This window comes from Nocardia arthritidis NBRC 100137, from assembly GCF_001612765.1.
Lineage (GTDB): Bacteria > Actinomycetota > Actinomycetes > Mycobacteriales > Mycobacteriaceae > Nocardia > Nocardia arthritidis.
Genome location: NZ_BDBB01000006.1, coordinates 36,696 through 58,839, shown reverse-complemented (window position 1 = coordinate 58,839; position 22,144 = coordinate 36,696). Strand labels below are relative to the sequence as shown.

Here is a 22,144-nt window from a genome sequence, read left to right as displayed (position 1 = left end):
AATTCAATGGGGTGACTGCCTCACCCGCCCCGTCGGCTCCGCCTCCTCACCATTCCCCCACGCAGGAGTCAGTGAAAATTCTCGGTCTGTGGAACATCGCCGAAGCCGAGCCCGATCGGATCGCGATGGTCGATCCCTGGGGCCGGGAGGTGACGTATCGCGAATTGGCCACGCTCGCCAATCGCTACGCCACCGGCCTGCGCGGGCTCGGCCTGCAAACCGGTGACGTGCTGGTGAGCATGGTGCACAACTGCGTGGAGGCGATCGCGGCGTATTTCGCGGCCTACCAATCCGGGTTGTACATCGTCGCGGTGAACTGGCATCTCACCGGTCCGGAGGTCGCCTACATCCTGTCCGACAGCGAGGCGAAGGCGTTCATCGCCAGCGATCGCTTCGCCGCCGCCGCCCAGGCCGCCGCCGACGAGGCGGGGCTGCCCGCGACGGCGCGCTTCGCGGTGGGCGAGATCGAGGGTTTCAAGTCGGTGGCCTGGCTCGGCGCCGCGGACACCGGGCGTCCGTCCGACCGCAGCACGGGCGCACCCATGCTCTACACCTCCGGAACCACCGGGCGGCCCAAGGGAGTACGGCGGCCGCTCACCGGCGCGGACCCCGATGTCGTCCCGCCGCACACCACCGCGTTCTTCGGCCTGTTCGAGCTCGCGCCCTACGACGACCACGTGCATATCTGCGGCTCGCCGCTGTACCACACGGCGGTGCTGAACTTCGCCACCATCTCGATCCAGCTGGGCCACAAGCTCGTTCTGATGGATCGCTGGGACGCGGAGGACATGCTGCGGCTGATCGACAAGCACCGGGTGACGCACAGCCACATGGTGCCCACCCAGTTCCACCGCCTGCTCGCGCTGCCGGAGGAGGTGCGCGCCAAATACGACGTGTCCTCGCTGCGCAGCATGGTGCACGGCGCCGCGCCCTGCCCGCAGGAGACCAAGCGGCAGATGCTCGAGTGGTGGGGTCCGACGGTCACCGAGTACTACGCGGCCACCGAAGGCGGCGGCACGGTGATCAACGGCTCCGAGTGGCTGCGCAAGCCGGGCTCGGTCGGCAAGGCGTGGCCGTGGTCGGTGATCAAGGTGCTCAGCGAGGAAGACGGCTCCGAGGTGCCTGCCGGCGAGACCGGCCTGGTGTACATGCGGATGGGCGCTTCGAGTTTCGAGTATCACCACGACAAGGCCAAGACCGACGACTCGCGCGTCGGTGACCTGTTCACCGTCGGGGATATCGGGCACCTCGACGAGGACGGCTATCTCTACCTGCACGACCGGCGTTCGGATCTGATCCTGTCCGGCGGTGTGAACATCTACCCGGCGGAGGTGGAGAACGTCCTGATCACCCACCCGAAGGTCGCCGACGTGGCGGTTTTCGGTGTGCCGCATCCGGATTGGGGTCAGGAGGTGAAGGCCGTCGTCCAGCCCGCCGACGGTATCGACGGAGACGACGCGCTCACCGAGGAACTGCTGGCCTTCGCCGCCACGCAATTGGCGAAGTACAAGATGCCCAAGTCGATCGACTATCTGCCCGAACTGCCGCGCGACCCGAACGGGAAGCTTTACAAGCGCAAGCTGCGCGAACGGTACATCCCCGCGTCCTGAGGGGGTGCCGTCGGACAAGTTCGGGCAGAAAAGTCTGTCCCGAGTCCGGCGAGACGTGGCGGCCGTGTAGCCGGTCCGCTGGGGCTGCGGCCCGGCCGCGCGACGACGCCCAAAGCGAATGCGCCCTTCACGAAGGGCGCATTCGCGCGTTCGGGGTCAGATACCTTCGCGCAGTTCGGGCGCGAGGCCGAAGAGCGGGAACAACTTCTCGGTGTCGAGGAAGAAGTTCAGTCCGGCGATGGTGTCGCCGTCGAGTTCCAGCACGGTGATCGACCACGGCACCCATACGCCCGGCTCCGTGCCCGGCTTGTAGTGGCCGAAGGCGGGCAAGCCGTTGGCGCCCTCCAGGCGGACCAGCCGCGAATCGCGGCAAGCGCTTCCGTGGCCGAGCATGAACGCGGCCACGTTCTCCGGGCCCGAGATCCACAGCTCGATCGGCGGCATGGACAGTGCCACATCCGCTTTCAACAGGGTGGTGAGGGTGTCCATGTCGTAGGACTCGAACGCCTTGACGAAGTTGTCCACCAGTCTGCGCTGATCCTCGTCGGACTCGTCGAAGGTATCGGTGGCGGCGGGCTGGACCTTGGACATGGTCGCCCGCGCCCGTTGCAGCGCGCTGTTGACCGACGCGGGCGACATGGTGAGCGCCTCGGCGGTCTCGTTGGCGGAGAAGCGCAGGACCTCGCGCATGATCAGGATCGCGCGCTGGGTGGCGGGCAGATGCTGGCAGGCCGCGACGAAGGCCAGGCGCAGGGTGTCTTTCGCGCTGGCGTGATCGGCCGGGTCGGCGCCGAAGGCCAGCGCGTTCGGGATCGGCTCGATCCACACGTAGTCCGGCTGCGGCGCGGGCAGCGGCGAATCCGGCCGCGACGGACCGGACAGGTCCATCGGCCTGGCCCGCCGCTGCGGGCCGTCGAGCATGTCCAGGCAGACGTTCGTGGTGATCTTGTACAGCCAGGAGCGGAGGCTGGCGCGGCCCTCGAACGAGTCGTAGGACTTCCAGGCCCGCGTCAGAGTCTCCTGCACCGCGTCCTCCGCTTCGAAGGAGGAACCGAGCATGCGGTAGGCGTACGCGCACAGCTCTCTGCGGTGGGTCTCGAACGCGGCGAGCAGCTCGGGAGCGAGTCCGGCGGAGGAGCCGGGCGAGTCGTTCATGGGAGTCACCCTGCCACAGGCCACCGACACAGAACAGGGCCGCGAACGCCAGGGCGGAGCTGATCAAGATCGGTAAACCTGCTCGGCGTGTGGGATGCGACACGGACGCTTCCGCGATGAGTTAGCCGTCCGGGGCACGTCCTATCCAGTGACACGAACGGACTTGCTCGAGAGGAAGAGGCCATGAGCAGCAAGATGATTTTCATCAATCTCCCGGTCGACGATCTGAACCGGTCGAAGGCGTTCTACGAGGCGCTGGGCTGGAAGGTCGACCAGGAGTTCACCGACGACAACGCTGCCTGCATCGTGGTCGACGACAACATCTGCCTGATGCTGCTCATCAAGACGTTCTTCACCACCTTCAGCAAGCGGCCGGTGGCCGACACCAAGACGGCGATCAACGCCGCGTACGCGCTCGCCCTCAGCAGCGCCGAAGAGGTCGACAGCCTGACCGAAGCCGCTGTCGTGGCGGGCGCGACCGAAGAGGTGAACGAGGACAAGCGGGCACAAGAAGCGCAGGTCGGCATGCACGGCCGCACCTTCATCGACCCGGACGGCCACCAGTGGGAGCCGTTCTGGATGGACTACCCGGGCGCGAACTGAGCCCGGCGAGGGGTCGCCCCCGATGCGGGTACGCATCGGGGGCGTTGGGCTCCGCCGGGATTCTCAGTTTCCGGTGAAAGAGGGCTTGCGCTTTTCCGCGAACGCCCGCGGCCCTTCCTTGGCGTCCGCCGAGCGGAATACCGACATGCCGAGCTTTGCGTCGATCTCGAAGGCGGCCTCCTCCGGCATGGCCTCCGTCTCCCGGATGGTGCGCAGGATGGCCTGAACGGCGAGGGGGCCGTTGGCGGCGATCTGCGCCGCGATCTCCAGCGCCTTGTCCAGTGCGGCGCCGTCCGGGACCACGTGCCCGATCAGGCCGATCTCCTTGGCTTCGGCGGCGGTGAGGTGCCGGCCGGTGAGCAGGATTTCCGCGGCCACGGTGTAGGGGATCTGGCGGACCAGCCGCACCGCCGAGCCGCCCAGCGGGAACAGGCCCCACCGCGCCTCGGACACACCGAATTTCGCGCTCTCCCCGGCCACCCGGATGTCGGTGCCCTGCAGGATCTCGGTACCGCCCGCGATGGCAGGGCCCTCGACCGCCGCGATCAGCGGCTTGGTCAGCCTGCGGCCCTTGAGCAGCGCCTCCAGCTTGGCCGGATTCCAGCCGCCGCCGTCGATGGTGTCGCCGGGGTGCTCGGAGGTCATGCCCTTGAGATCGGCGCCCGCGCAGAACGCCCCGCCCGCACCGGTCAGGATCGCGACCCGGATGTCCGGATCCTCGTCCACCTGATTCCAGGCGTCTTTCATGATCGCCATCATCTCCCCCGACAGCGCGTTGCGCGCCTCGGGTCGGTTCATGGTGACGATGAGGACATGGTCGCGCTTCTCGACGAGACAGTGCGGCATCGCTGATTCTCCTGACTTCGAGCCTTGTCAGAAACAGTAACACGTTCTATTTTTATGGCTGTGAGCTACAACATAGCGGACCTTGTCGAACATGCCATCGACCTGATGCCCGACCGCGTCGCGCTGGCCGACGACGGCCGCGAGGTCACCTACGCCCAGTTGGAGGAGCGGGCCAATAAACTCGCTCACTACCTGCAAGAACAGGGAGTCCGGCCGGGCGACAAGGTGGGTATCTACTCACGCAACACGATCGAGGCCGTCGAGGCCATGGTCGCGATCTTCAAGGCGCGGGCCGTGATGATCAACGTGAACTTCCGATATGTCGAGAACGAGTTGCAGTACATCTTCGACAACTCGGACATGGCCGCGCTGATCCACGAGCGGCGCTACAGCGACAAGGTCGCTGCCGTCCGGGCGAAGACGCCGCAGCTGCGCACGGTCGTCGTCGTTGACGACGATACGACCGGCACGATCGCCACCGCAGCCGATTCGGTGGATTACGAGACGGTGCTCGCGCAGTCCTCGGGCGAGCGCGACTTCGGCGAACGTTCCCCGGACGACCTGTACATGGTCTACACCGGCGGAACCACCGGCATGCCCAAAGGCGTGATGTGGCGTCAGGAGGACGTCTGGCGCGTGCTCGGCGCGGGGATCAACTTCATCACCGGCGAATACGTCCAGGACGAATGGGAATTGGCGAAGGTCGGCGCGGGCAGCCCGCCGATGGTGCGGTTCCCGATACCGCCGATGATTCACGGCGGCGCGCAGTGGGCCACGTTCCACAGCCTGTTCGGCGGCGGTAAAGCCGTGATGATCCCGGAGTTCTCCGGGCACGGCGTGTGGCGGGCGATCGACAAGCACAAGATCAACCTGATCTTCATCACCGGTGACGCGATGGCGCGCCCGATGCTCGACGCGCTCATCGAAGGCAACCCGGAGACCGGTCAGCCCTACGACCTTTCCAGCCTGTATGTGATGGCCAGCAGCGCGGCGCTGTTCTCGCCCTCGCTCAAGGACCAGTTCCTCGAGCTGCTGCCCAACCGGATGATCTCCGATTCGATCGGCTCGTCGGAGACCGGTTTCGGCGGTATCGCCATCGTGGCCAAGGGTGCGACGCACACCGGGGGGCCGCGGGTGAAGATCGACGCTTCCACCGATGTACTCGACGAGAACGGCAATCCGGTGCAGCCCGGCTCCGGCCAGGTCGGCATCCTGGCCCGCCGAGGGCACATCCCGCTCGGCTACTACAAGGACGAGGCGAAGACCGCCGCGACCTTCAAGGAGTTCAACGGGATCCGCTACGCCATCCCCGGCGACTTCGCGCGGGTCGAGGAGGACGGCACGGTCACCATGCTCGGCCGCGGCTCGGTCAGCATCAACAGCGGCGGCGAGAAGATCTATCCCGAGGAGGTCGAGGGCGCGCTCAAGACGCACCCCGAGATCTTCGACGCGCTGGTGGTGGGCATCGAGGACGAGCGCTGGGGTCAGCGGGTGGTCGCGGTCGTGCAATGCCGCGGCGAGTCTCGCCCCACCCTGGAGGAGCTTCGCCCCATGCTCACCCAGGAGATCGCGCCGTACAAACTGCCCCGCAGCCTGTGGTTCGTCGACGAGATCAAACGGTCCCCGGCGGGCAAGCCCGACTACCGCTGGGCCAAGGAGCAGACCCAGTCCCGCCCCGCCGACGACCACACGGTGGCGAGCGCGAAGTAGGAGCCCGGCCTCATGGTCGGCCATCGTTCCTCGGACAGTGGCCGATCATGTAGGCATCCGACCGGATATCAGCGCCGCCGATCGGTCTGCCGGGAATGCCCGGTACCGGCGAGGGTCAGATACAGCGTCCGGTTGGCGTCATCGATCGCGTACCAGATCCGGCCGCCTCCGGTGATCTCGTACTGCCATTGCTCCAATTCCGCGCCACCGAGTTCGCCAGTTGTCCCAGAACCGATGGCCGGTACGCATTACTGGGCGGCTGTCGGAGCGGCGTTTCATTCGGCTCGCTCGGGCCTCGCGGAACCTCAGCGGTTGGCGAGTTCGGCCAGCTGGTAGGCGAGGCGGTGGCGGAAGGCGGGGATGCGGGACAGGGTGGTGAGGATCAGGTTGCGCGCGGTGCGGGCGGGGCGGCGGCGCAGGGTCGCCATCTTGGTCATGCGGTCGGTGAACGAGACGACGCCGAGGGCCACGGGGCGGCGGGTGGTCTCGTACTCGTCCAGCAGGGTGTCGGGCTCGCCCGTGAGGACTCGCGCCAGCAACGGGCCGAGGGCAGCGGCGTCCTGGATGCCGGTGTTCATGCCCTGCCCGCCTGCCGGGCTGTGCACGTGTGCGGCGTCGCCCGCGAGCAGGATGCGGCCGTTGCGGTAGTGGTCGGCGACCCGGTGGTGCACGCGGAAGCGTGAGCTCCACAGCACCTCGCGAACCCGCACCGCGCCGCCGGGGCCGCGGGCGTCCAGGAGGGCCTGGATCTGTGCTGCGGTCGAGTGCTCGGGAGCGGTTTCCAGGGTGGCGACCACGCGGTAGCGGTTCGGCTCTCCCTCGTCGGGCAGCGGCGCGACCACGGTGACACCCTCCGGTGCAAGGTGCAGGGCCACCTCGTCGCGCGCGATCGGCCAGTCCATCCGCACATCGGCGAGAACGAAGGACTCCGGGTACGACGCGCCGGTGAATCCGATGCCCGCTTGCTCGCGGACGACGCTGTGCATGCCGTCGGTGCCGACGACGTAGTCGGCGCGGATGCTGCCGGCGGTGCCCGCGTCGTCGGTGTATTCGACCGTGACACCGTCGCCATCCTGGGCGACCCGGCTGACCTGGTACGGCCGCTGCACGTCACCGCCCGCCTTCCGCAGCCGCTTCAGCAGCACCGCCTCGGTGGTGTCCTGCGGCGTCATCAGGGTGTAGGGGTAGCGCGTCGGGAGACCGTCGAAGTCGATGGTGGCCAAGGTCTTGCCGCCGTCGTGGACGGTGAAGCGCGCGACGATGTCGCCGGTCGCGACCAACTCGTCGGCGATGCCGAGTTCCTCGAGTACCTCGAGCGTCCTGGCGTGCACGACCGCCGCGCGGGAGGTGTTGGCGCCTTCGCTCTGCCGGTCGAGCAGGACGAAATCCACACCCGCGTCGGCCAGCGTGATGGCGGTGGTCAGCCCGGCGGGCCCCGCGCCGACGATCACGACGGAGGTGGTGGCGGGCAGCGGGTTCGGTGTGGCGTTCATCGGAACTCCTCGTGTCAACGTCTGTAGGCCAACGTTTGTTGGCATAACCGTAGCTCCGTGCGGCCTAGGAAGTCAACAGTTGTTGGCCTACACTCGTTGGCATGACCGTAGAGCCTGATCAAGTCCCCATTCGCCGCTCGGACGCGACGCGTGCGGCGATTCTGGACGCGGCCCGCGCGCGATTCGCCGCCGAGGGATTCCGCAAGGCGACCATTCGCGCCATCGCCGCCGACGCGGATATCGACCCATCGATGGTCATGCGGTACTTCGGCAGCAAAGACGGACTCTTCGCGGCCGCGGTCGACGTCCGGTTGGATCTGCCCGACCTCGGCTCCGCGGAGCCGGACAGCCTGGGCGAGCTGCTGGTGCGCCGCTTCTTCGAGATCTGGGAAGAGCAGCCGAACAAGGAGGTGCTGCTGACGCTGCTGCGCTCATCGATCACCGACGAGGCGGTGGCCGACCGCGTCCGCGCCATCTTCGCCGAGCAGATCTTGCCCGCCGTCCTGCGTTTCGGCGATCCCGCCGACGCCCCCCGCCGTGGCGGCCTGATCGTCACCCAGATGCTCGGCCTCGCCCTGTGCCGCTACGTCCTGCGCCTGCCCCCGGTCGTCGCCCTGACTCGCGACCAGATCATCGCCGAGGTGGGCCCCACTCTCCAGCGCTACCTGACGTCGATCCCAGCAGACTGAAAGCGCGATCCCCGCTACTCTGCGCCGCGGCGAGACGGCTGCGGCCGCGTTCAGGACACCGGCACGAATGCGATCGACTCGCGCCGCGCAGCTTTCGAAGACGCAGCCGGGCGTGTGTTGCGGGTCAGCGGCGAGCTGAACCGGCGACTGGTCTGAGCGCAACGCGATTCGGCCCGCAGGGCATGGTGCCGTGCGGGCCGAATGTGCACGGGTGCGGTTACGTGGCCAGCAGCGCGCCGAGGGCGCGCAGGTGGTCGGTGCTCGCGCCGAGGGCGAACTCGTTGTGTTTGGCGGCGGTGAAGTAGTTGTGCGCGATGTGGTCGCGGTCGATGCCGACGCCGCCGTGCACGTGGACCACGGTGTGGGCGACGCGATGGCCCGCGTCGGCGGCCCAGAACTTGGCGGTGTGCACCGCCTCGGCGGCGGGCAGGTCCTCCGAGAGCAGCCACGCCGCCTGGGTGACCGCCAGGCGCAGGCCCTGCACGTCGATGTAGGCGTCGGCGAGCCGCTGGGCGACGGCCTGGAAGCTGCCGACCGCCTTGCCGAACTGCTCGCGCTCCCTGGCGTACTCGGCGACCAGCTCGAGCGCCCGTTCCAGGGTGCCGAGCTGCACGGCGCTCAGGCCGAGCCAGGCGCGGGTGAGAATCCAGTCCAGGATCTCCGCGCCGTCGGCCACGGTGCCGATCAGCTCGGCGGGTGTATCGGTCAACTCAACCGCGAACTCCGGGCTGCGGTCGACCACCTGTTGCGCGGTCACCGTCGCCGCCGCGGGATCGACCAGGAACACCGCGGTGGTTCCGGAGACCGTGGCGGGCACCAGGATCCGCTCGGCCCGGTTCGCGAAGGGCACGGTGGTCTTGGCGCCGGTCAGCCGCCAGCCGTCGGCGGTCTCGACCGCGCTGGTGGTCGGCGCGGCGGGTTCCCAGTTGCGCTCCTCGGCCAGCGCGACCGTGAGGATGACGCTGCCCGCGCCCGCCCGGGTGGCCAGATCCTGTTGCGCCGCATCGCCGAACCGTGCCAGCGCACCCGCGCCGAGCGTGATCGACCACAGGTACGGCACGGCCGCGAGGTGCTTGCCCAGCTCGCGCAGGACGGCGGTCTGCTCGAGCGCGCCGAGGTCGCTGCCGCCGACCGATTCGGGCAGCGCCGCCGCGAGCACACCGGTCTCGGCCAGCGAACTCCACAGCGGCCGGTCGAATCGCTCTTCGGCAGTATCGAGTTCGCGCAACCGGTCTGCGGTGACCAATTTCCCGCACACCTCGCCGGTCAGCCGGCCGAGATCGAGTTGGGCTTCGGTTGGGGTGAAATCCATGGTGGTCTCTCAGCTTTCGTCAGCGCGCGGCGGCAGGCTGCTTCAGGGCGGTCATGGCGATGATGTCGCGCTGCACCTCGTTGGTGCCGCCGCCGAACGTGAGGATGAGCGCGGCGCGGTGCATCCGCTCGAGGCGGCCGCGCAATTGCGCGCCGGGGGAGTCCTGGCGCAGGTATGCCTGCGGGCCGAGCACCTCCATGAGCGACCGGTAGGCCTCGGTGGCCAGCTCGGTGCCGTACACCTTGCACGCGGAGGCGTCCCACGGACGCGGAGCCGCGTCGCCGCCCGCGTCGGCCCGGCTGGCGATCTCCCAGTTCAGCAACTTGAGGTATTCCACCTTGGCGTGCACCTTGGCCAGGATGAGCTGCACCCATTCGCGGTCGATCACGCGGGACCCGTCGCTGGCCTTGGTCTCGCGCGCCCATTCGACGGTCTGACGCAGCGCCAGCGCCAGCGGCGCGGCCGAGGTGAGCGCGACGCGCTCGTGGTTGAGCTGGTTGGTGATCAGCGCCCAGCCGCCGTTCTCCTGGCCCACCAGCGCGCTCGCGGGCACGCGAACGTCCTGGTAGTAGGTGGCGCTGGTGTCCGGCCCGGCCATCGTGTGCACCGGCGTCCACGAGAAGCCCTCGGCGGTGGTCGGCACGATGAGCATGCTGATGCCCTTGTGCTTCCTGGCCGTCGGATCGGTGCGCACGGCCAGCCAGACGTAGTCGGCGTAGGCGATCAGGCTGGTCCACATCTTCTGGCCGTTGATCACGTAGTCGTCGCCGTCGCGCACCGCGGTGGTGCGCAGGCTGGCCAGGTCGGTGCCCGCGCCCGGCTCGGAGTAGCCGATGGAGAAGTGCAGTTCACCGGCCGCGATCTTGGGCAGGAAGAACTTCTTCTGCTCCGCACTGCCGTAGTGCATGATCGTGGGCGCGACCGAGTTGATGGTCAGGAACGGCACCGGCGCGCCCGCGATCGCCGCCTCGTCGGTGAAGATCAGCTGGTCCATGGTGGGGCGGTCCTGGCCGCCGTATTCCTCGGGCCAGCCCAGCGCCAGCCAGCCGTCGTGGCCCATCTGCTGCACCACCTCGCGGTACACGTTGCCCTGCCCGTACTCGCCGGTCTGCGCGCTCAGGGCCTCCCTGCGCTCAGGGGTGATGAGTCGCGCGAAGTAGTCGCGCAACTCCGCGCGCAGCTGCTCCTGTTGCGGCGTGTACGCAATGCGCATGGCAAGACCTCTCGGCGGGGTGGGTGGGACGAGCCTTCGTCGGACCGGGTTTCCCCGATCATTGCATATGGACTGAAACATGTTCCAGTATTGATAGCGAATCCCCCCGATGACGCCCCGGTGGAGCGGATCGGCTTGTTAGGCTTCGGCCAGAGTGGTGGTAAAGGAGTTGCCATGAAGATCAGTGTCGATCCAGACCAGTGCGAAGCGAATGGAATCTGTGTCGGAATCGCCCCCGACGTGTTCGAACTCGATGACGAGGACGTCCTGCACATCGCGAACGCGGACGTGCCCCCCGATCGGCTCGCCGATGTCGAGGACGCCGTCGCGCAATGTCCGAAGGCGGCGTTGCGGTTGCAGTGAGCGATGCTTGCCGTAAGTTGGAACACGTTCTAGAGTCGGCCGCGTGAGCAATGATCTGAGCCTTGCGGGCCGTGTAGCGATCGTGACCGGCGGCGGCGCCGGACTTGGGCGGGCCGAAGCGCTCGCGCTGGCCGGAGCCGGTGCGTCGGTGGTGGTCAACGACCTCGCGGAGTCGGAGGCGGTCGCGAGCACGCTCGGTGAGATCCGGGCGCTGGGCGCCAAGGCGGAGTTCGTCGCGGGCAGCATCGCCGAGCGCGCGACCGCCGACGCGCTGATCCGCACCGCCGAGGAGTCGTTCGGATCGGTCGACATCGTGGTCAACAACGCGGGCATCACCCGCGACCGGATGCTGTTCAACATGTCCGACGAGGACTTCGACGCGGTGCTCGCGGTGCATCTGCGCGGCCATTTCCTGCTCTCGCGCAACGCCGCCGCCTATTGGCGCGGCAAGTCGAAGCAGGCGGGCGCGCCGGTCTACGGCAGGCTGATCAACACCTCCTCCGAGGCCGGATTGCTCGGCCCGGAGGGGCAGGCCAACTACGGGGCCGCGAAGGCGGGCATCACCGCGCTGACCCTCTCGGCCGCGCGGGCCCTGTCTCGCTTCGGCGTGCGCGCCAACGCGATCGCGCCGCGGGCGCGCACCGCGATGACCGAGGCGGTGTTCAGCCCCGCCCCGGACGGTGAGGCCGACCCGCTCTCGCCCGACCACGTGGCCCGACTGGTCGCCTATCTGGCCTCGCCTGCGGCCGACGCGGTCAACGGACAGCTGTTCGTCGTCTACGGGGGGATGGTGGCGCTCATGGCGGCGCCGGTCGTGGAGCGCCGGTTCGACGCGGCCGCGGGGGAGTGGTCGGCCCAGGATCTGGCCGACACGCTGGGCGGCTACTTCGCCGATCGCCCGGAAGGGCGCACCTTCTCGGCGTCTTCGCTGGCAGAGCTGGGGTGAGCCGCGGCGGCTCGCCGTGGACCCGCTACTGATCAGCTGTCCAACTGTTGATCATGGGATCGGTGCTTGGTAGACATAGGGACGGGTTATGTCCAACCTCACAAAGGTGGGATCATCACCCGATGACACCGGTTCCAAATTTATATGCCGACTTTTCGGGAAATTGCACTTCAAAAGTGTGAAAAGCGCTACCGGCAACACGGTGAACGTGTTCTAATCGTTCCGGCGGTGCGGCCACGGTGGAGATTCGCGCCGTGGGCTGTGTACGCCGGGTTGAGCAAGGAGGATCGTGGATGAACGAGGTCCTTGCCGTGCCGTTGCGGGCCGTCGGAGGATTCTTCGAACTCACCGCCGATGTCGCGCGCGCCAGTGTGCGCAGGCCCTTTCAATGGCGGGAGTTCATCGACCAGTCCTGGTTCATCGCGCGAGTATCGATCGTGCCGACATTGCTGGTGGCCATTCCGTTCACCGTTCTGGTGAGCTTCACGTTGAACATTCTGTTGCGGGAGATCGGCGCGGCCGACCTCAGCGGGGCGGGCGCGGCATTCGGCGCGGTCACCCAGGTGGGGCCGATCGTCACCGTGCTCATCGTGGCGGGGGCGGGCGCCACCGCGATCTGCGCCGACCTGGGCGCACGCACCATTCGCGAGGAAATCGATGCCATGCGAGTACTGGGCATCAATCCGGTACAGCGCTTGGTGGTGCCCCGGGTGCTCGCGTCGATGTTCGTCGCGCTGATGCTCAACAGCCTGGTGTGCACCATCGGCATCGTCGGCGGATTTCTGTTCTCGGTGTATCTGCAGGATGTGAACCCCGGCGCGTTCGTCAATGGCATCACGCTGCTCACTCATCTGCCCGAGCTGATCATTTCGGAGGTGAAAGCCGGATTGTTCGGGCTGATCGCCGGACTGGTCGCCTGCTATCTGGGCCTGAATGTCAAAGGCGGACCCAAGAGTGTCGGTGATGCGGTGAATCAGACCGTAGTCTTCGCTTTTATGGCCCTGTTCGTCGTGAACGTGGTGGTCACCGCCGTCGGCATCAAGTTCACGGCGCGGTGACGCGATGGCCTTCGTAATCCAATCCCGCTTTCCCCGCACGGTCCGGCGAATGCGCAGGGTGTCGGACTCGCTCGATTCGGTCGGCAAGCACGCGGTGTTCTATGCCCAGGCGCTCGGGTCCCTGCCACGCGCGCTGGTGCACTATCGCACCGAGACCATCCGGCTGATCGCCGAGATCAGCATGGGTACCGGCGCGCTGGCGGTGATCGGCGGCACGGTGGTGATCGTCGGGTTCCTCACCCTCTTCGCGGGCGGCACCATCGCCGTGCAGGGCTACAGCTCCCTGGGCAATATCGGCGTCGAGGCGCTGACCGGCTTCTTCGCGGCGTTCATCAACGTCCGAATCGCGGCGCCGGTGATCTCCGGCATCGGCCTGGCGGCCACCATCGGGGCGGGCTCGACCGCGCAACTGGGCGCGATGCGGGTCGCCGAGGAGATCGACGCGCTGGAGTCGATGGCGATCCGGCCGGTGCCCTACCTGGTGGGCACCCGCGTGCTGGCCGGGATGATCGCGATCGTCCCGCTGTACGCGCTCGCGGTGATCGCGTCGTTCCTGGCCAGCCGGTTCGCCACGGTCGTCATCTACGGACAGTCGGCCGGCGTCTACGACCACTACTTCTCCACGTTCCTCATCCCGACCGACATCCTGTGGTCGTTCGCCCAGGCGATTCTCATGTCCTTGGCGATCATGATGATCCACACCTACTACGGCTACACCGCCGCGGGCGGCCCGGTCGGCGTGGGTGTCGCGGTGGGCAACGCGGTGCGGACCTCGCTGGTCGCGGTCGTCACGGTGACCCTGCTGGTCTCGCTGGCCATCTACGGCACCTCCGGCAACTTCCACCTCTCCGGATAGCGACATGGCGGAATCGAAGCAAACGGAAAGCCGCCTGGGGCGGGCGCTGCGCGGCGGGCTCGGCGTGAAACTGGCCGGCATCACGATGGTGCTCGCGCTGGTCGCGATCGTCGCGGTCGCGATGATCATGTTCGTCGGCGGGTTCACGCCCACGGCCACCGTGACGGTGGACGCGCCGCGCAGCGGCCTGGTCCTGGACCCGGACGCCAAGGTGAAGGTGCGCGGCGTGGAGATCGGCCGCGTCGCGTCCGTCGACCACACCGCCGAGGGCGCCCGACTGAAACTGGCCCTCGATCCGGACCTGTTGAAACTGGTCCCCTCCAACGCGGACGTCGACATCAGGTCGACCACGGTGTTCGGTGCGAAGTACATCAACTTCATCGTTCCGCAGCAGCCCTCGTCCACCCCGCTGCGGCCGGGCGCGACCGTGACCGCGCAGCGGGTGACCGTCGAGTTCAACACCCTGTTCCAGCACCTGTCGGACGTGCTGGCCAAGATCGAGCCGGAGAAGCTGAACGCGACGCTGTCCGCGCTCGGCACGGCGCTGCAGGGCCGCGGGCAGAAACTCGGTGAGCTGCTCACGCAGAGCGACGCCTACCTGCGCGACATCAACCCGTATCTGCCGACGCTGCGGCAGGACCTGGCGAAGACCGGTGAGGTCACCGACCTGTACGCGGACACGGTGAACGACCTGCTGCGCACGGTGGACAACTTCACGGTCACCAGCAAGACCCTGGCCCAGGAGCAGGACAGCTTGGACAACGTTCTGGTGAACCTCACCGGCCTGGCCGACACCACCGGATCGGTGTTGCGCGACAACGAGAATCAGCTCGGCACCGCGCTGGATCTGCTGCGCCCGACCACCGGGCTGCTCGACGAGTACGCACCCGCGCTGTACTGCCTGATCGGCGGCCTCGGTAAGGCGCTGCCGATGGGTGAGGCGGTCTTCGGCGGGCTGCAGGAAGGCGTCGCGCTGAACACCGGCTTCATGTACGGCGCGAAGCCGTACACCTACCCGGAGGACCTGCCCAAGGTCAACGCGACCGGCGGCCCGCGATGCGAGGGCCTGCTGGACCGGGTGCCGGGCAGCCACTCGGACTATGTCGTCACCGATACCTCGGAAGGCCACGTGTACACACCGTCGACGACGCTGAGTGTGAACCCGCCGAAGATCTTCCAGCTCCTGTTCGCCGGACTACCGGGGGTGCCGCGCCCGTGAAGAACACCGCGACCACCGTCAAACTGGCGATCTTCACGCTGGTGATGGCGCTGATCTTCGCCGGCCTGGCGGTCGTGTTCAGCCAGATGCGCTTCGCCAGGGAGAACGGCTACCACGCCGTGTTCACCAGTTCCTCGGGCGTGCTGCCCGGGGCGAAGGTGCGCATCGCGGGTGTGCCGGTCGGCTCGGTCACCTCGGTGAAGGTGGGCAAGGACTACCTGGCGCACGTCGAGTTCGACGTCGACCGCAAGTACCGGCTGCTCACCAGCACCCGGGCGGCGATCAAGTACGAGAACCTGGTCGGCGACCGCTATGTCGAGCTGTCCGAGGGGCCCGGCTCGAACCGCGTCCTGCAGCCCGGCGGCACCATCGTCAAGGAACAGACCGCGCCCGCACTCGACCTGGACATGCTGCTCGGCGGTTTCCGGCCGCTGCTGCGCGGCCTGGACCCCGGCCAGGTGAACGACCTGACCAACGCCCTGCTGCAGATCTTCCAGGGCCAGGGCGGCACGTTGGTGTCCCTGCTCAACAGCGGCGGTTCGTTCGCCAAGACGCTCGCCGACCGGGACGCGCTCATCGGCAGCGTGATCAACAACCTGAACGCGGTGCTGCAAACCATCGATCAGCGCGGCGACCAGTTCGCCACCACGATCGCCGAACTGCAACGCCTGATCAGCGGACTGGCGGCCGACAAGGACCAGATCGGCGACGCGATCCCGCGAATCGCCGGGGCCACCGGCGACCTGACCGACCTGCTCGCCCAGGCCCGCCCCGATCTGCGGGGCACCATCGAGCAGACCGGACGACTGGCCACGAACCTCGACGCCGGGTCGGACACGGTGCAGTGGGTCCTGGAACGGCTGCCGTCGACCTATCGCCAGCTGATCCGCATCGGCTCCTACGGCTCCTTCCTCCAGCTCTACGTCTGCTCGACGAACTTCCTGGTGGACGGCCCGAACGGACAGACGATGAAGATCAACATGCCCGGGGCGCAGACGACCGGAAGGTGTGCGGACAACCGATGAAACAGCAGCGATCATCCGCCATCACCATCGGCATCGTCGGCCTCGTGCTCGCGGTGGCGGTGGCGCTGTCGGCACTGCAATTCGACCGTTTGCCGTTCATTCGTTCCGGCGCGACGTTCACCGCCTACTTCGCCGACGCGGGCGGCCTGCTCCCCGGTGACGCGGTGCAGGTCGCGGGCGTGCGGTCCGGACGGGTGGAGGAGGTCGGCCTGGACGGCGCGAAAGTGCTCGTCCGGTTCACCCTCGCCGAGTCGATCGTGCTGGGCGAGAAGACCTCGGCGGCGATCAAGACCAACACGGTGCTCGGACGCAAATCGCTGGAGGTGACGCCAGCCGGTCCCGGCGCGCTGCGCACCGACGACACCATCCCGCTGGAGCGCACCACTTCGCCGTACTCGCTCAACGAGGCGCTGAGCGACTTGGCGGGAACGGTGCACGACCTGGATCTCGACCGGGTCGACCAGACCCTCGACGCCCTCTCGGCGACCTTCGCCGACACCCCCGCGCCGTTGCGCTCGGCGCTCGACGGCGTCACCGCGCTCTCTCGCAGCATCAACGCGCGCGACCAGGCGCTGACCGATCTGCTGAAGCGGGCGCAGAACGTGACGAAGATCCTCGCCGACCGCGGCAACCAGATCAACGCGCTGATCCTGGACGGCAACGAGCTGCTCGGTGAGCTGGACCGGCGGCGCACCGCGCTCGGGCAGCTGATCGTCTACGTCAACGGACTCGCCCAGCAGCTGTCCGGCCTGGTCGCCGACAACGAGGCACAGCTCAGACCCGCATTGGACAAGCTGAATTCGGTAGTGGCGCTGTTGCAGCGCAACAAACAGAACCTCGCCGACGCGCTGGACGGTCTCGGCCCGTTCGCCGCCGCGCTCGGTGAGCAGGTCGGCAGCGGTCCCTACTTCCAGGCGTACGTGATCAATGCCGCGAGCAAGACGCTGCAACCGCTGGTGGACGCGCTGGTGTGGCCGCAGCACCTGCCGAACGATCTGCAGAGCTACCTCACGCCGTCCCCGTCGATCGAACCCGCGATACAGGAGCCGCCGCGATGAGTGGGCATTACCCGTCCATCCTGTACCCGTCTCGAGCCGTCGATAGATCCGCGCCGACCACGGGGGAGTCGCGTCCGGGGGGATGCGCATGTTGAACGTCGTTCGGAAACTGCCCCGCTGGGCGCTGGTGCTGGCCGGAGTGGTCGTCGCGGCGCTCGTGGTCGCGGTCGCGTGGACCGGCATAACCCGGATCGGGACCACCAAGGTCACCGCCTACTTCCCGTCCACGTCGGGCCTGTACGCGGGTGACGACGTGCGGGTGCTCGGCGTCAAGGTCGGCCGGATCGACTCGATCGAGCCCGGCGCCGACCGGGTGAAGGTGACCATGACCCTCGATCGCGGAATCGACGTCCCCGCCGACCCGAAGGCGGTGATCATCTCGCCGTCGCTGGTCTCGGCGCGTTTCATCCAGATCGCGCCCGCCTACACCGGCGGACCGAAGCTGAAGGACGGCAGCGTGATCCCGATCGAGCACACCGCGGTGCCGGTCGAGTGGGACGACATCAAGGCCGAGCTGTCCAAGCTGGCCACCGCCCTCGGTCCGGTCGGTGACGACAAACAGGGGTCCTTCGGCCGCTTCGTCGACACCGCCGCCGACAACCTCGACGGCAACGGGCAGCGATTCCGCGACACCCTGCGGGAACTGTCGGCCACCTTGAGCACGCTCTCGGACGGGCGCACCGACCTGTTCGGCACGGTGCGCAACCTACAGAAGTTCGTCGACGTGCTGTCGGCGAGCAACGAGCAGATCGTGCAGTTCGGCGGACGGCTGGCGTCGGTGTCCTCGGTGCTGGCCGGGGTCTCGGCCGATCTCGGCGCGGGACTGGACAATCTGGACGCCGCGATCGTCGACGTGCGCCGGTTCATCGACGGCAGCGGCGCCGAACTCACCGAGGGCGTGCAGCGGCTGGCCGACGCCACCCAGGTGCTGGTCGACAAGCGGCCGGAACTGGAACGCGTACTGCACTCCGGCCCGACCGCGCTGGTGAACTTCTACCAGATCTACAAGCCCGCCCAAGGCACCCTGACCGGCGCGATCGCGCTGAACAACCCGGCCGACCCGCTCGGGTTCCTGTGCGGCTCGGTGCGCGCGCTGGAGACCAACGACGCCGATCGCAGCGCCGACCTCTGCGCGCAGTACCTCGCGCCGGTGATCAACAGCCTGAGCATGAACTACGTGCCGATCATGACGAACCCGGCCAGCGGCGTGACCGCGTTCCCCGACCAGTTGGTGTACACCGATCCCAGCCTGGCCGATCGGGTGCAGAGCCAGACTCCCGCGCCACCGCAGCCCGCTCCGGTGAGCGTGCCCAGCGGCCTTGCCGGACTGGCCATTCCGGGAGGAGTGCGATGACGCCGACGCGGCGATTGCACCGCACCGCCATGGTCGCGGTGGGGCTGGCGGTGGCGCTGGGCGTCTCCGGTTGTGAGTGGGACGGACTGAATTCGCTGCCGATGCCCGGCACCGAGGGCACCGCGCCCGGCTCCTACGAAGTGCGTATCCAGATGCCCAACGTGACCACGCTGACCCGCAATTCCCCCGTCCGGGTGCACGACGTAGCGGTCGGCACGGTGTCGAAGATCGAGGTGGAGGACTGGCACGCGCTGGTCACCGTCACGCTGAACCCGGACGTGCAGTTGCCGGCGAACGCCGTCGCCAAGATCGGGCAGACCAGTTTGCTCGGGTCCAACCATCTCGAGCTCGCCGAGCCGACGGATCAGGCTCCCGAAGGCCGGTTGCGGGCGGGCGATGTCATCCCGCTGGCGCGGGCCGGGACCTATCCGACCACCGAGCAGGTGCTGTCCTCGCTGTCGGTAGTGCTCAACGGCGGCGGCGTCGCGCAGCTGGAAACCATCACCCACGAACTCAATTCGGCGCTCACCGGGCGCGAGGAAGCCATCCGCGACCTGCTGCCGCAGCTGAACGAGCTCACCACGAACCTGGACCGCCAGACCGGCGACATCATCGCGGCGATGAGCGGGCTGGACCGGCTGGGCGGTCAGCTCGCCGAGCAGCGTGACGTGGTGGCGGCGGCCATCGAGCAGATCCATCCGGCGTTGACCGTGCTCGCCGACCGCCGCGCGAACATCACCAGGGCGATCACCGCGCTCGGCGAGCTGAGCGACGTCGTCGGGCGCATCGTCGACGCCAGCGGCGAGGACCTGAAGGCCAACCTGCGCAGTCTCGTGCCCGCGTTGAAATCGCTGTCGGACACCGGCAGCGACCTGACCGAGGCGCTGAAGATCCTGGCCACCTTCCCGTTCCCGATGAAGAACCTGGACCACGCGATCAAGGGCGACTACCTGAACCTGTTCATGACCGTGGACATCACCGGTAAGCGGCTGGATTCGAACTTCCTCACCGGCACGCCGCTGGGTGGACGGTTCGGCGGCGTGGAAGGCGCTCTCGGCAGCTTCGCGCCGGGCACGGCCGCGCAGAACGGCGACCCGGCCACCGGGCCGTTGCAGGCGCCGCCGCCCGCGGCGAGCCAGCCCGCCCCGACCATCCCGGGGCTGCCGCCGATCCCCGGCTTGCCCGCCATTCCCGGATTGACCGTGCCCATGCCGGGCAACACCGCGCCGCAAGGGGGTCCGGGCCAGTGACGCTCACCCGGTTCGTCCGTACCCAGCTGATCATCTTCTCCGTGCTGACGGTGATCGGCCTGGTGGTCATGGGCGGCACATACGTGAAGGTACCCGCGATGTTCGGCATCGGGCGCTACGAGGTCACGGTGAAACTGGCCGCGACCGGTGGCCTGTACCCGACGGCCAACGTCGCCTATCGCGGCACGAATGTCGGTGTGGTGAAGGAGGTCCGGCTCACCCCGGTCGGCGTGGACGCGGAACTGTCCATCGCCAGCGACTACAAGATTCCCTCCGACGTCGACGCGTGGGTCCGCAGTGTCTCCGCGGTCGGCGAGCAGTACGTGGATCTGGTCCCCGCCGAGCACCGCACGGGCGGGAACCTGCGCGATGGCAGCGTGATCCCGGTGGAGCGCACCAAGCTGCCGCAAGACGTCGGCGCGCTGCTGGACCAAGCCGACCGGTTGTTGTCGAGCGTGGCGGACACCCGGCTGCGGCAGGTCATCGACGAGGCGTTCCTCGCGTTCAACGGCGCCGGACCGGACCTGCAACGATTCATCGACTCCGCGTCGCTGCTGGTGCAGGAGGCGCAGGCGAACGCCGAACCGACGAAGCAGTTGCTCGACCAGATCGGGCCGCTGCTGGACACCCAGACCCGTTCGGACGCGGCGATCCGTTCCTGGACCGCCGATCTGGCGACCGTCACCGACCAGCTGCGCGGTCACGACCCCGCGCTGCGCGGCGTCCTGCGCGAGGGCCCGTCCGCCATGCAGCGGGTGACCACACTGTTCGAAGATCTGCGCCCGACCCTGCCGCTGCTGCTGTCGAACCTGGTCAGCGTCGGCCAAGTCGCGGTCACCTACCACGCGGGACTCGAGCAGATCCTGGTGGTCTATCCGCCGCTGGTCGCCGCGCTGCTCACCGCGGTACGCGGCCCGCTCGAATACGGAGCACTGGTCGACTTCATGGCGTTGGTCAACGACCCGCCCGCCTGCACGACCGGCTTCCTCCCACCCGACCAGCGCCGCTCGCCGAGCGAACTCGACACCCCGCCCACGCCTTCCGGCCTGTACTGCAAGGTGCCGCAAGACGCTCCCGAAGCGGTGCGCGGGATCCGGAACACGCCGTGCGCCGAAGTGCCCGGTGTGCGCGCTCCGACGCCGGAGATGTGCCGGACCGGGTACGTTCCGTTGGGTGACAACCCGCCGTTCGGGCCGCCGCGGCCGGTCGCGCCCGCGGCAGCGCCCGCCGATGAGCCGCCCGTCGTGGCGCCGGCGAGTTACGGCGGCGGCACACCGGCCGCCGCCCGGGCGTACGACCCGGACAGCGGCGTCTACATCGGCCCCGACGGGCGGACATATCGACAGGGCGATATCGGACCGAGCGGTTCGGGCACGGTACCGTCGAGCTGGCAGGCGATGCTCGAGGAGCAGCAACGATGAGTGACAGCAACGGAGAAGGTCACCGCACGCGGCGTCGTGCGGTGCGCTCGGCCGGACCGCCGGTCGAGGAGAACGCGATCCCCGACGGCGCCGCGCCCACGCCTTCGAGCGACGCCGCGCGTGCGACCCACGCCGCGCCCGCGACCCAGGCCGCGCGCGATGCGAAGACACCCGTTGCCGCGGGTGCGAAAACCACCGCTGCCACAGACGCGGAGACCGTGGTCGCCGCCGCTGAGACCACGGCCGCAGACGATGCTGAGGCCACACCCGCGAAGGTCTCTTCCGACCGCTCGGCCGAAACCGCCGACGCGGACGACGAGCCGAGCACCGTCGGCGCCGAGTCGAGCCCCCCGAGCGCACCGGTACCGGCCACGGACGACTCGACCGCCGACGCGGACAAGGCGACAGTCAGCATGACGAAAGCCGCTGCCGAGTCGCCGTCCGAGCAGAAGCCCGCTCCGAGCAAGAGCCGCGGCCTCCCGCGCATTGTCGCGATGGCCGCCGCCGCGCTGCTGATCGTCGCGCTCGTCTGCGGCGCGACCCTCTCGGTGCTCGCGATGCGCTCGGCGCACGAGCGCGACGAACGCCGCGCCGAATACGTGGAAACCGCCCGGCAGGCGATCGTCAATCTGACCACCATCCGCGCCGATTCCGCCAAGCAGGACATCGACCGGATCCTGTCGCTGGCCTCGGGCGAGTTCAAGACCGAGTTCGACGGCCGGGTCGATCCGTTCACCAGCATCGTGCAGCAGGCCAAAGTGGTCTCCAGCGGCGAGATCGTGGAGGCCGCGCTGGAAAGCGACGACGATCGATCCGGGCGGGTACTGGTCGCCGCCAAGCAGACGCTCACCAACGCGGGCCAGGCCGAGCCGCAGACCAGGTATTACCGATTCCGGGTCACCGTGTCCCGCGGTGATTCCGGGCTGACCGTGTCCAATGTGGAGTTCGTGGCATGACCGGCGG

Annotated in this window: 21 protein-coding genes; 15 read left to right on the top strand and 6 right to left on the bottom strand. The window is 68.2% G+C overall.

The features are described from left to right. Nucleotides 1–71 precede the first annotated feature (71 nt). The gene (locus NA8_RS05705) at nt 72–1,610 is read left to right on the top strand and encodes an acyl-CoA synthetase (protein ID WP_063049302.1); all 1,539 of its coding nucleotides are present in this window, start codon (nt 72–74) and stop codon (nt 1,608–1,610) included. Nucleotides 1,611–1,766: 156 nt separating this feature from the next. Here the strand turns inward: NA8_RS05705 and NA8_RS05700 are convergent, their stop codons facing one another. After that, nucleotides 1,767–2,765 carry a sigma-70 family RNA polymerase sigma factor gene (locus NA8_RS05700; protein WP_063049301.1) on the bottom strand — a complete coding sequence of 333 codons (999 nt, stop codon included), beginning with the start codon at nt 2,763–2,765 and terminating at the stop codon, nt 1,767–1,769. Between the two features lie 183 nt (nt 2,766–2,948). Here NA8_RS05700 and NA8_RS05695 point away from each other — a divergent pair, with 183 nt between their 5' ends. Next, complete coding sequence (locus NA8_RS05695) at nt 2,949–3,368, top strand: VOC family protein (RefSeq protein WP_063049300.1); 420 nt, start codon at nt 2,949–2,951, stop codon at nt 3,366–3,368. Between the two features lie 63 nt (nt 3,369–3,431). Here the strand turns inward: NA8_RS05695 and NA8_RS05690 are convergent, their stop codons facing one another. After that, the gene (locus NA8_RS05690) at nt 3,432–4,214 is read right to left on the bottom strand and encodes a crotonase/enoyl-CoA hydratase family protein (protein WP_063049299.1); all 783 of its coding nucleotides are present in this window, start codon (nt 4,212–4,214) and stop codon (nt 3,432–3,434) included. 60 nt (nt 4,215–4,274) lie between these two features. Between NA8_RS05690 and NA8_RS05685 the strand changes: the two genes are divergently transcribed. Further along, complete coding sequence (locus NA8_RS05685) at nt 4,275–5,924, top strand: acyl-CoA synthetase (protein WP_063049448.1); 1,650 nt, start codon at nt 4,275–4,277, stop codon at nt 5,922–5,924. A gap of 68 nt (nt 5,925–5,992) precedes the next feature. Here the strand turns inward: NA8_RS05685 and NA8_RS35475 are convergent, their stop codons facing one another. Further along, nucleotides 5,993–6,121, bottom strand: a complete 129-nt coding sequence (locus NA8_RS35475; protein WP_281198957.1) for a hypothetical protein — start codon at nt 6,119–6,121, stop codon at nt 5,993–5,995. A gap of 108 nt (nt 6,122–6,229) precedes the next feature. Beyond that, nucleotides 6,230–7,417: an FAD-dependent monooxygenase gene (locus NA8_RS05680; RefSeq protein WP_063049298.1), complete on the bottom strand. Its 1,188-nt coding sequence runs from the start codon at nt 7,415–7,417 to the stop codon at nt 6,230–6,232. Nucleotides 7,418–7,518: 101 nt separating this feature from the next. On the opposite strand from NA8_RS05680, the gene NA8_RS05675 reads away from it, so the two are divergent. Beyond that, complete coding sequence (locus NA8_RS05675; RefSeq protein WP_063049297.1) at nt 7,519–8,106, top strand: TetR/AcrR family transcriptional regulator; 588 nt, start codon at nt 7,519–7,521, stop codon at nt 8,104–8,106. A gap of 217 nt (nt 8,107–8,323) precedes the next feature. Here the strand turns inward: NA8_RS05675 and NA8_RS05670 are convergent, their stop codons facing one another. Then, the gene (locus NA8_RS05670) at nt 8,324–9,418 is read right to left on the bottom strand and encodes an acyl-CoA dehydrogenase family protein (RefSeq protein ID WP_063049296.1); all 1,095 of its coding nucleotides are present in this window, start codon (nt 9,416–9,418) and stop codon (nt 8,324–8,326) included. Between the two features lie 19 nt (nt 9,419–9,437). Beyond that, entirely contained in the window at nt 9,438–10,631 is a 1,194-nt protein-coding gene (locus NA8_RS05665; protein ID WP_063049295.1) for an acyl-CoA dehydrogenase family protein, read from the bottom strand. Nucleotides 10,632–10,805: 174 nt separating this feature from the next. On the opposite strand from NA8_RS05665, the gene NA8_RS05660 reads away from it, so the two are divergent. From NA8_RS05660 to NA8_RS05610, 11 genes are all read left to right on the top strand, one after another. Next, on the top strand, nt 10,806–10,994 hold the full coding sequence (locus NA8_RS05660) for a ferredoxin (protein WP_040864641.1): 189 nt from the start codon (nt 10,806–10,808) through the stop codon (nt 10,992–10,994). Nucleotides 10,995–11,037: 43 nt separating this feature from the next. Continuing rightward, nucleotides 11,038–11,940 carry a 3-oxoacyl-ACP reductase gene (locus tag NA8_RS05655; protein WP_063049294.1) on the top strand — a complete coding sequence of 301 codons (903 nt, stop codon included), beginning with the start codon at nt 11,038–11,040 and terminating at the stop codon, nt 11,938–11,940. Between the two features lie 293 nt (nt 11,941–12,233). After that, the gene (locus NA8_RS05650) at nt 12,234–12,998 is read left to right on the top strand and encodes an MlaE family ABC transporter permease (RefSeq protein ID WP_040864643.1); all 765 of its coding nucleotides are present in this window, start codon (nt 12,234–12,236) and stop codon (nt 12,996–12,998) included. Between the two features lie 4 nt (nt 12,999–13,002). Then, nucleotides 13,003–13,854 carry an MlaE family ABC transporter permease gene (locus tag NA8_RS05645; protein ID WP_063049293.1) on the top strand — a complete coding sequence of 284 codons (852 nt, stop codon included), beginning with the start codon at nt 13,003–13,005 and terminating at the stop codon, nt 13,852–13,854. 4 nt (nt 13,855–13,858) lie between these two features. Beyond that, entirely contained in the window at nt 13,859–15,073 is a 1,215-nt protein-coding gene (locus NA8_RS05640) for an MCE family protein (protein WP_084466558.1), read from the top strand. Then, the gene (locus NA8_RS05635) at nt 15,070–16,098 is read left to right on the top strand and encodes an MCE family protein (protein WP_084466557.1); all 1,029 of its coding nucleotides are present in this window, start codon (nt 15,070–15,072) and stop codon (nt 16,096–16,098) included. Before NA8_RS05640 ends, NA8_RS05635 begins: the two co-directional genes overlap by 4 nt. Next, the gene (locus NA8_RS05630) at nt 16,095–17,156 is read left to right on the top strand and encodes an MCE family protein (protein ID WP_063049292.1); all 1,062 of its coding nucleotides are present in this window, start codon (nt 16,095–16,097) and stop codon (nt 17,154–17,156) included. The genes NA8_RS05635 and NA8_RS05630 overlap by 4 nt, the downstream gene beginning before the upstream one ends. A gap of 82 nt (nt 17,157–17,238) precedes the next feature. Then, complete coding sequence (locus NA8_RS05625) at nt 17,239–18,510, top strand: MCE family protein (RefSeq protein WP_063049291.1); 1,272 nt, start codon at nt 17,239–17,241, stop codon at nt 18,508–18,510. Continuing rightward, nucleotides 18,507–19,760 (top strand): MCE family protein, encoded by a 1,254-nt coding sequence (locus tag NA8_RS05620; RefSeq protein ID WP_063049290.1) that lies wholly within the window; start codon nt 18,507–18,509, stop codon nt 19,758–19,760. Before NA8_RS05625 ends, NA8_RS05620 begins: the two co-directional genes overlap by 4 nt. Beyond that, nucleotides 19,757–21,181, top strand: a complete 1,425-nt coding sequence (locus NA8_RS05615; RefSeq protein ID WP_063049289.1) for an MCE family protein — start codon at nt 19,757–19,759, stop codon at nt 21,179–21,181. Before NA8_RS05620 ends, NA8_RS05615 begins: the two co-directional genes overlap by 4 nt. Then, complete coding sequence (locus tag NA8_RS05610) at nt 21,178–22,137, top strand: Rv1363c family protein (RefSeq protein ID WP_063049288.1); 960 nt, start codon at nt 21,178–21,180, stop codon at nt 22,135–22,137. Before NA8_RS05615 ends, NA8_RS05610 begins: the two co-directional genes overlap by 4 nt. The last annotated feature ends 7 nt before the right edge of the window (nt 22,138–22,144 follow it).

What these genes read in the sequence shown, in the direction of transcription:
- NA8_RS05700 (WP_063049301.1), bottom strand. Translation starts at nt 2,765, where the DNA reads ATGAACGACTCGCCCGGCTCCTCCGCCGGACTCGCTCCCGAGCTGCTC.
- NA8_RS05695 (WP_063049300.1), top strand. Translation starts at nt 2,949, where the DNA reads ATGAGCAGCAAGATGATTTTCATCAATCTCCCGGTCGACGATCTGAAC.
- NA8_RS05690 (WP_063049299.1), bottom strand. Translation starts at nt 4,214, where the DNA reads ATGCCGCACTGTCTCGTCGAGAAGCGCGACCATGTCCTCATCGTCACC.
- NA8_RS05680 (WP_063049298.1), bottom strand. Translation starts at nt 7,417, where the DNA reads ATGAACGCCACACCGAACCCGCTGCCCGCCACCACCTCCGTCGTGATC.
- NA8_RS05675 (WP_063049297.1), top strand. Translation starts at nt 7,519, where the DNA reads ATGACCGTAGAGCCTGATCAAGTCCCCATTCGCCGCTCGGACGCGACG.
- NA8_RS05670 (WP_063049296.1), bottom strand. Translation starts at nt 9,418, where the DNA reads ATGGATTTCACCCCAACCGAAGCCCAACTCGATCTCGGCCGGCTGACC.
- NA8_RS05665 (WP_063049295.1), bottom strand. Translation starts at nt 10,631, where the DNA reads ATGCGCATTGCGTACACGCCGCAACAGGAGCAGCTGCGCGCGGAGTTG.
- NA8_RS05660 (WP_040864641.1), top strand. Translation starts at nt 10,806, where the DNA reads ATGAAGATCAGTGTCGATCCAGACCAGTGCGAAGCGAATGGAATCTGT.
- NA8_RS05650 (WP_040864643.1), top strand. Translation starts at nt 12,234, where the DNA reads ATGAACGAGGTCCTTGCCGTGCCGTTGCGGGCCGTCGGAGGATTCTTC.
- NA8_RS05645 (WP_063049293.1), top strand. Translation starts at nt 13,003, where the DNA reads ATGGCCTTCGTAATCCAATCCCGCTTTCCCCGCACGGTCCGGCGAATG.
- NA8_RS05640 (WP_084466558.1), top strand. Translation starts at nt 13,859, where the DNA reads ATGGCGGAATCGAAGCAAACGGAAAGCCGCCTGGGGCGGGCGCTGCGC.
- NA8_RS05630 (WP_063049292.1), top strand. Translation starts at nt 16,095, where the DNA reads ATGAAACAGCAGCGATCATCCGCCATCACCATCGGCATCGTCGGCCTC.
- NA8_RS05625 (WP_063049291.1), top strand. Translation starts at nt 17,239, where the DNA reads ATGCGCATGTTGAACGTCGTTCGGAAACTGCCCCGCTGGGCGCTGGTG.
- NA8_RS05620 (WP_063049290.1), top strand. Translation starts at nt 18,507, where the DNA reads ATGACGCCGACGCGGCGATTGCACCGCACCGCCATGGTCGCGGTGGGG.
- NA8_RS05610 (WP_063049288.1), top strand. Translation starts at nt 21,178, where the DNA reads ATGAGTGACAGCAACGGAGAAGGTCACCGCACGCGGCGTCGTGCGGTG.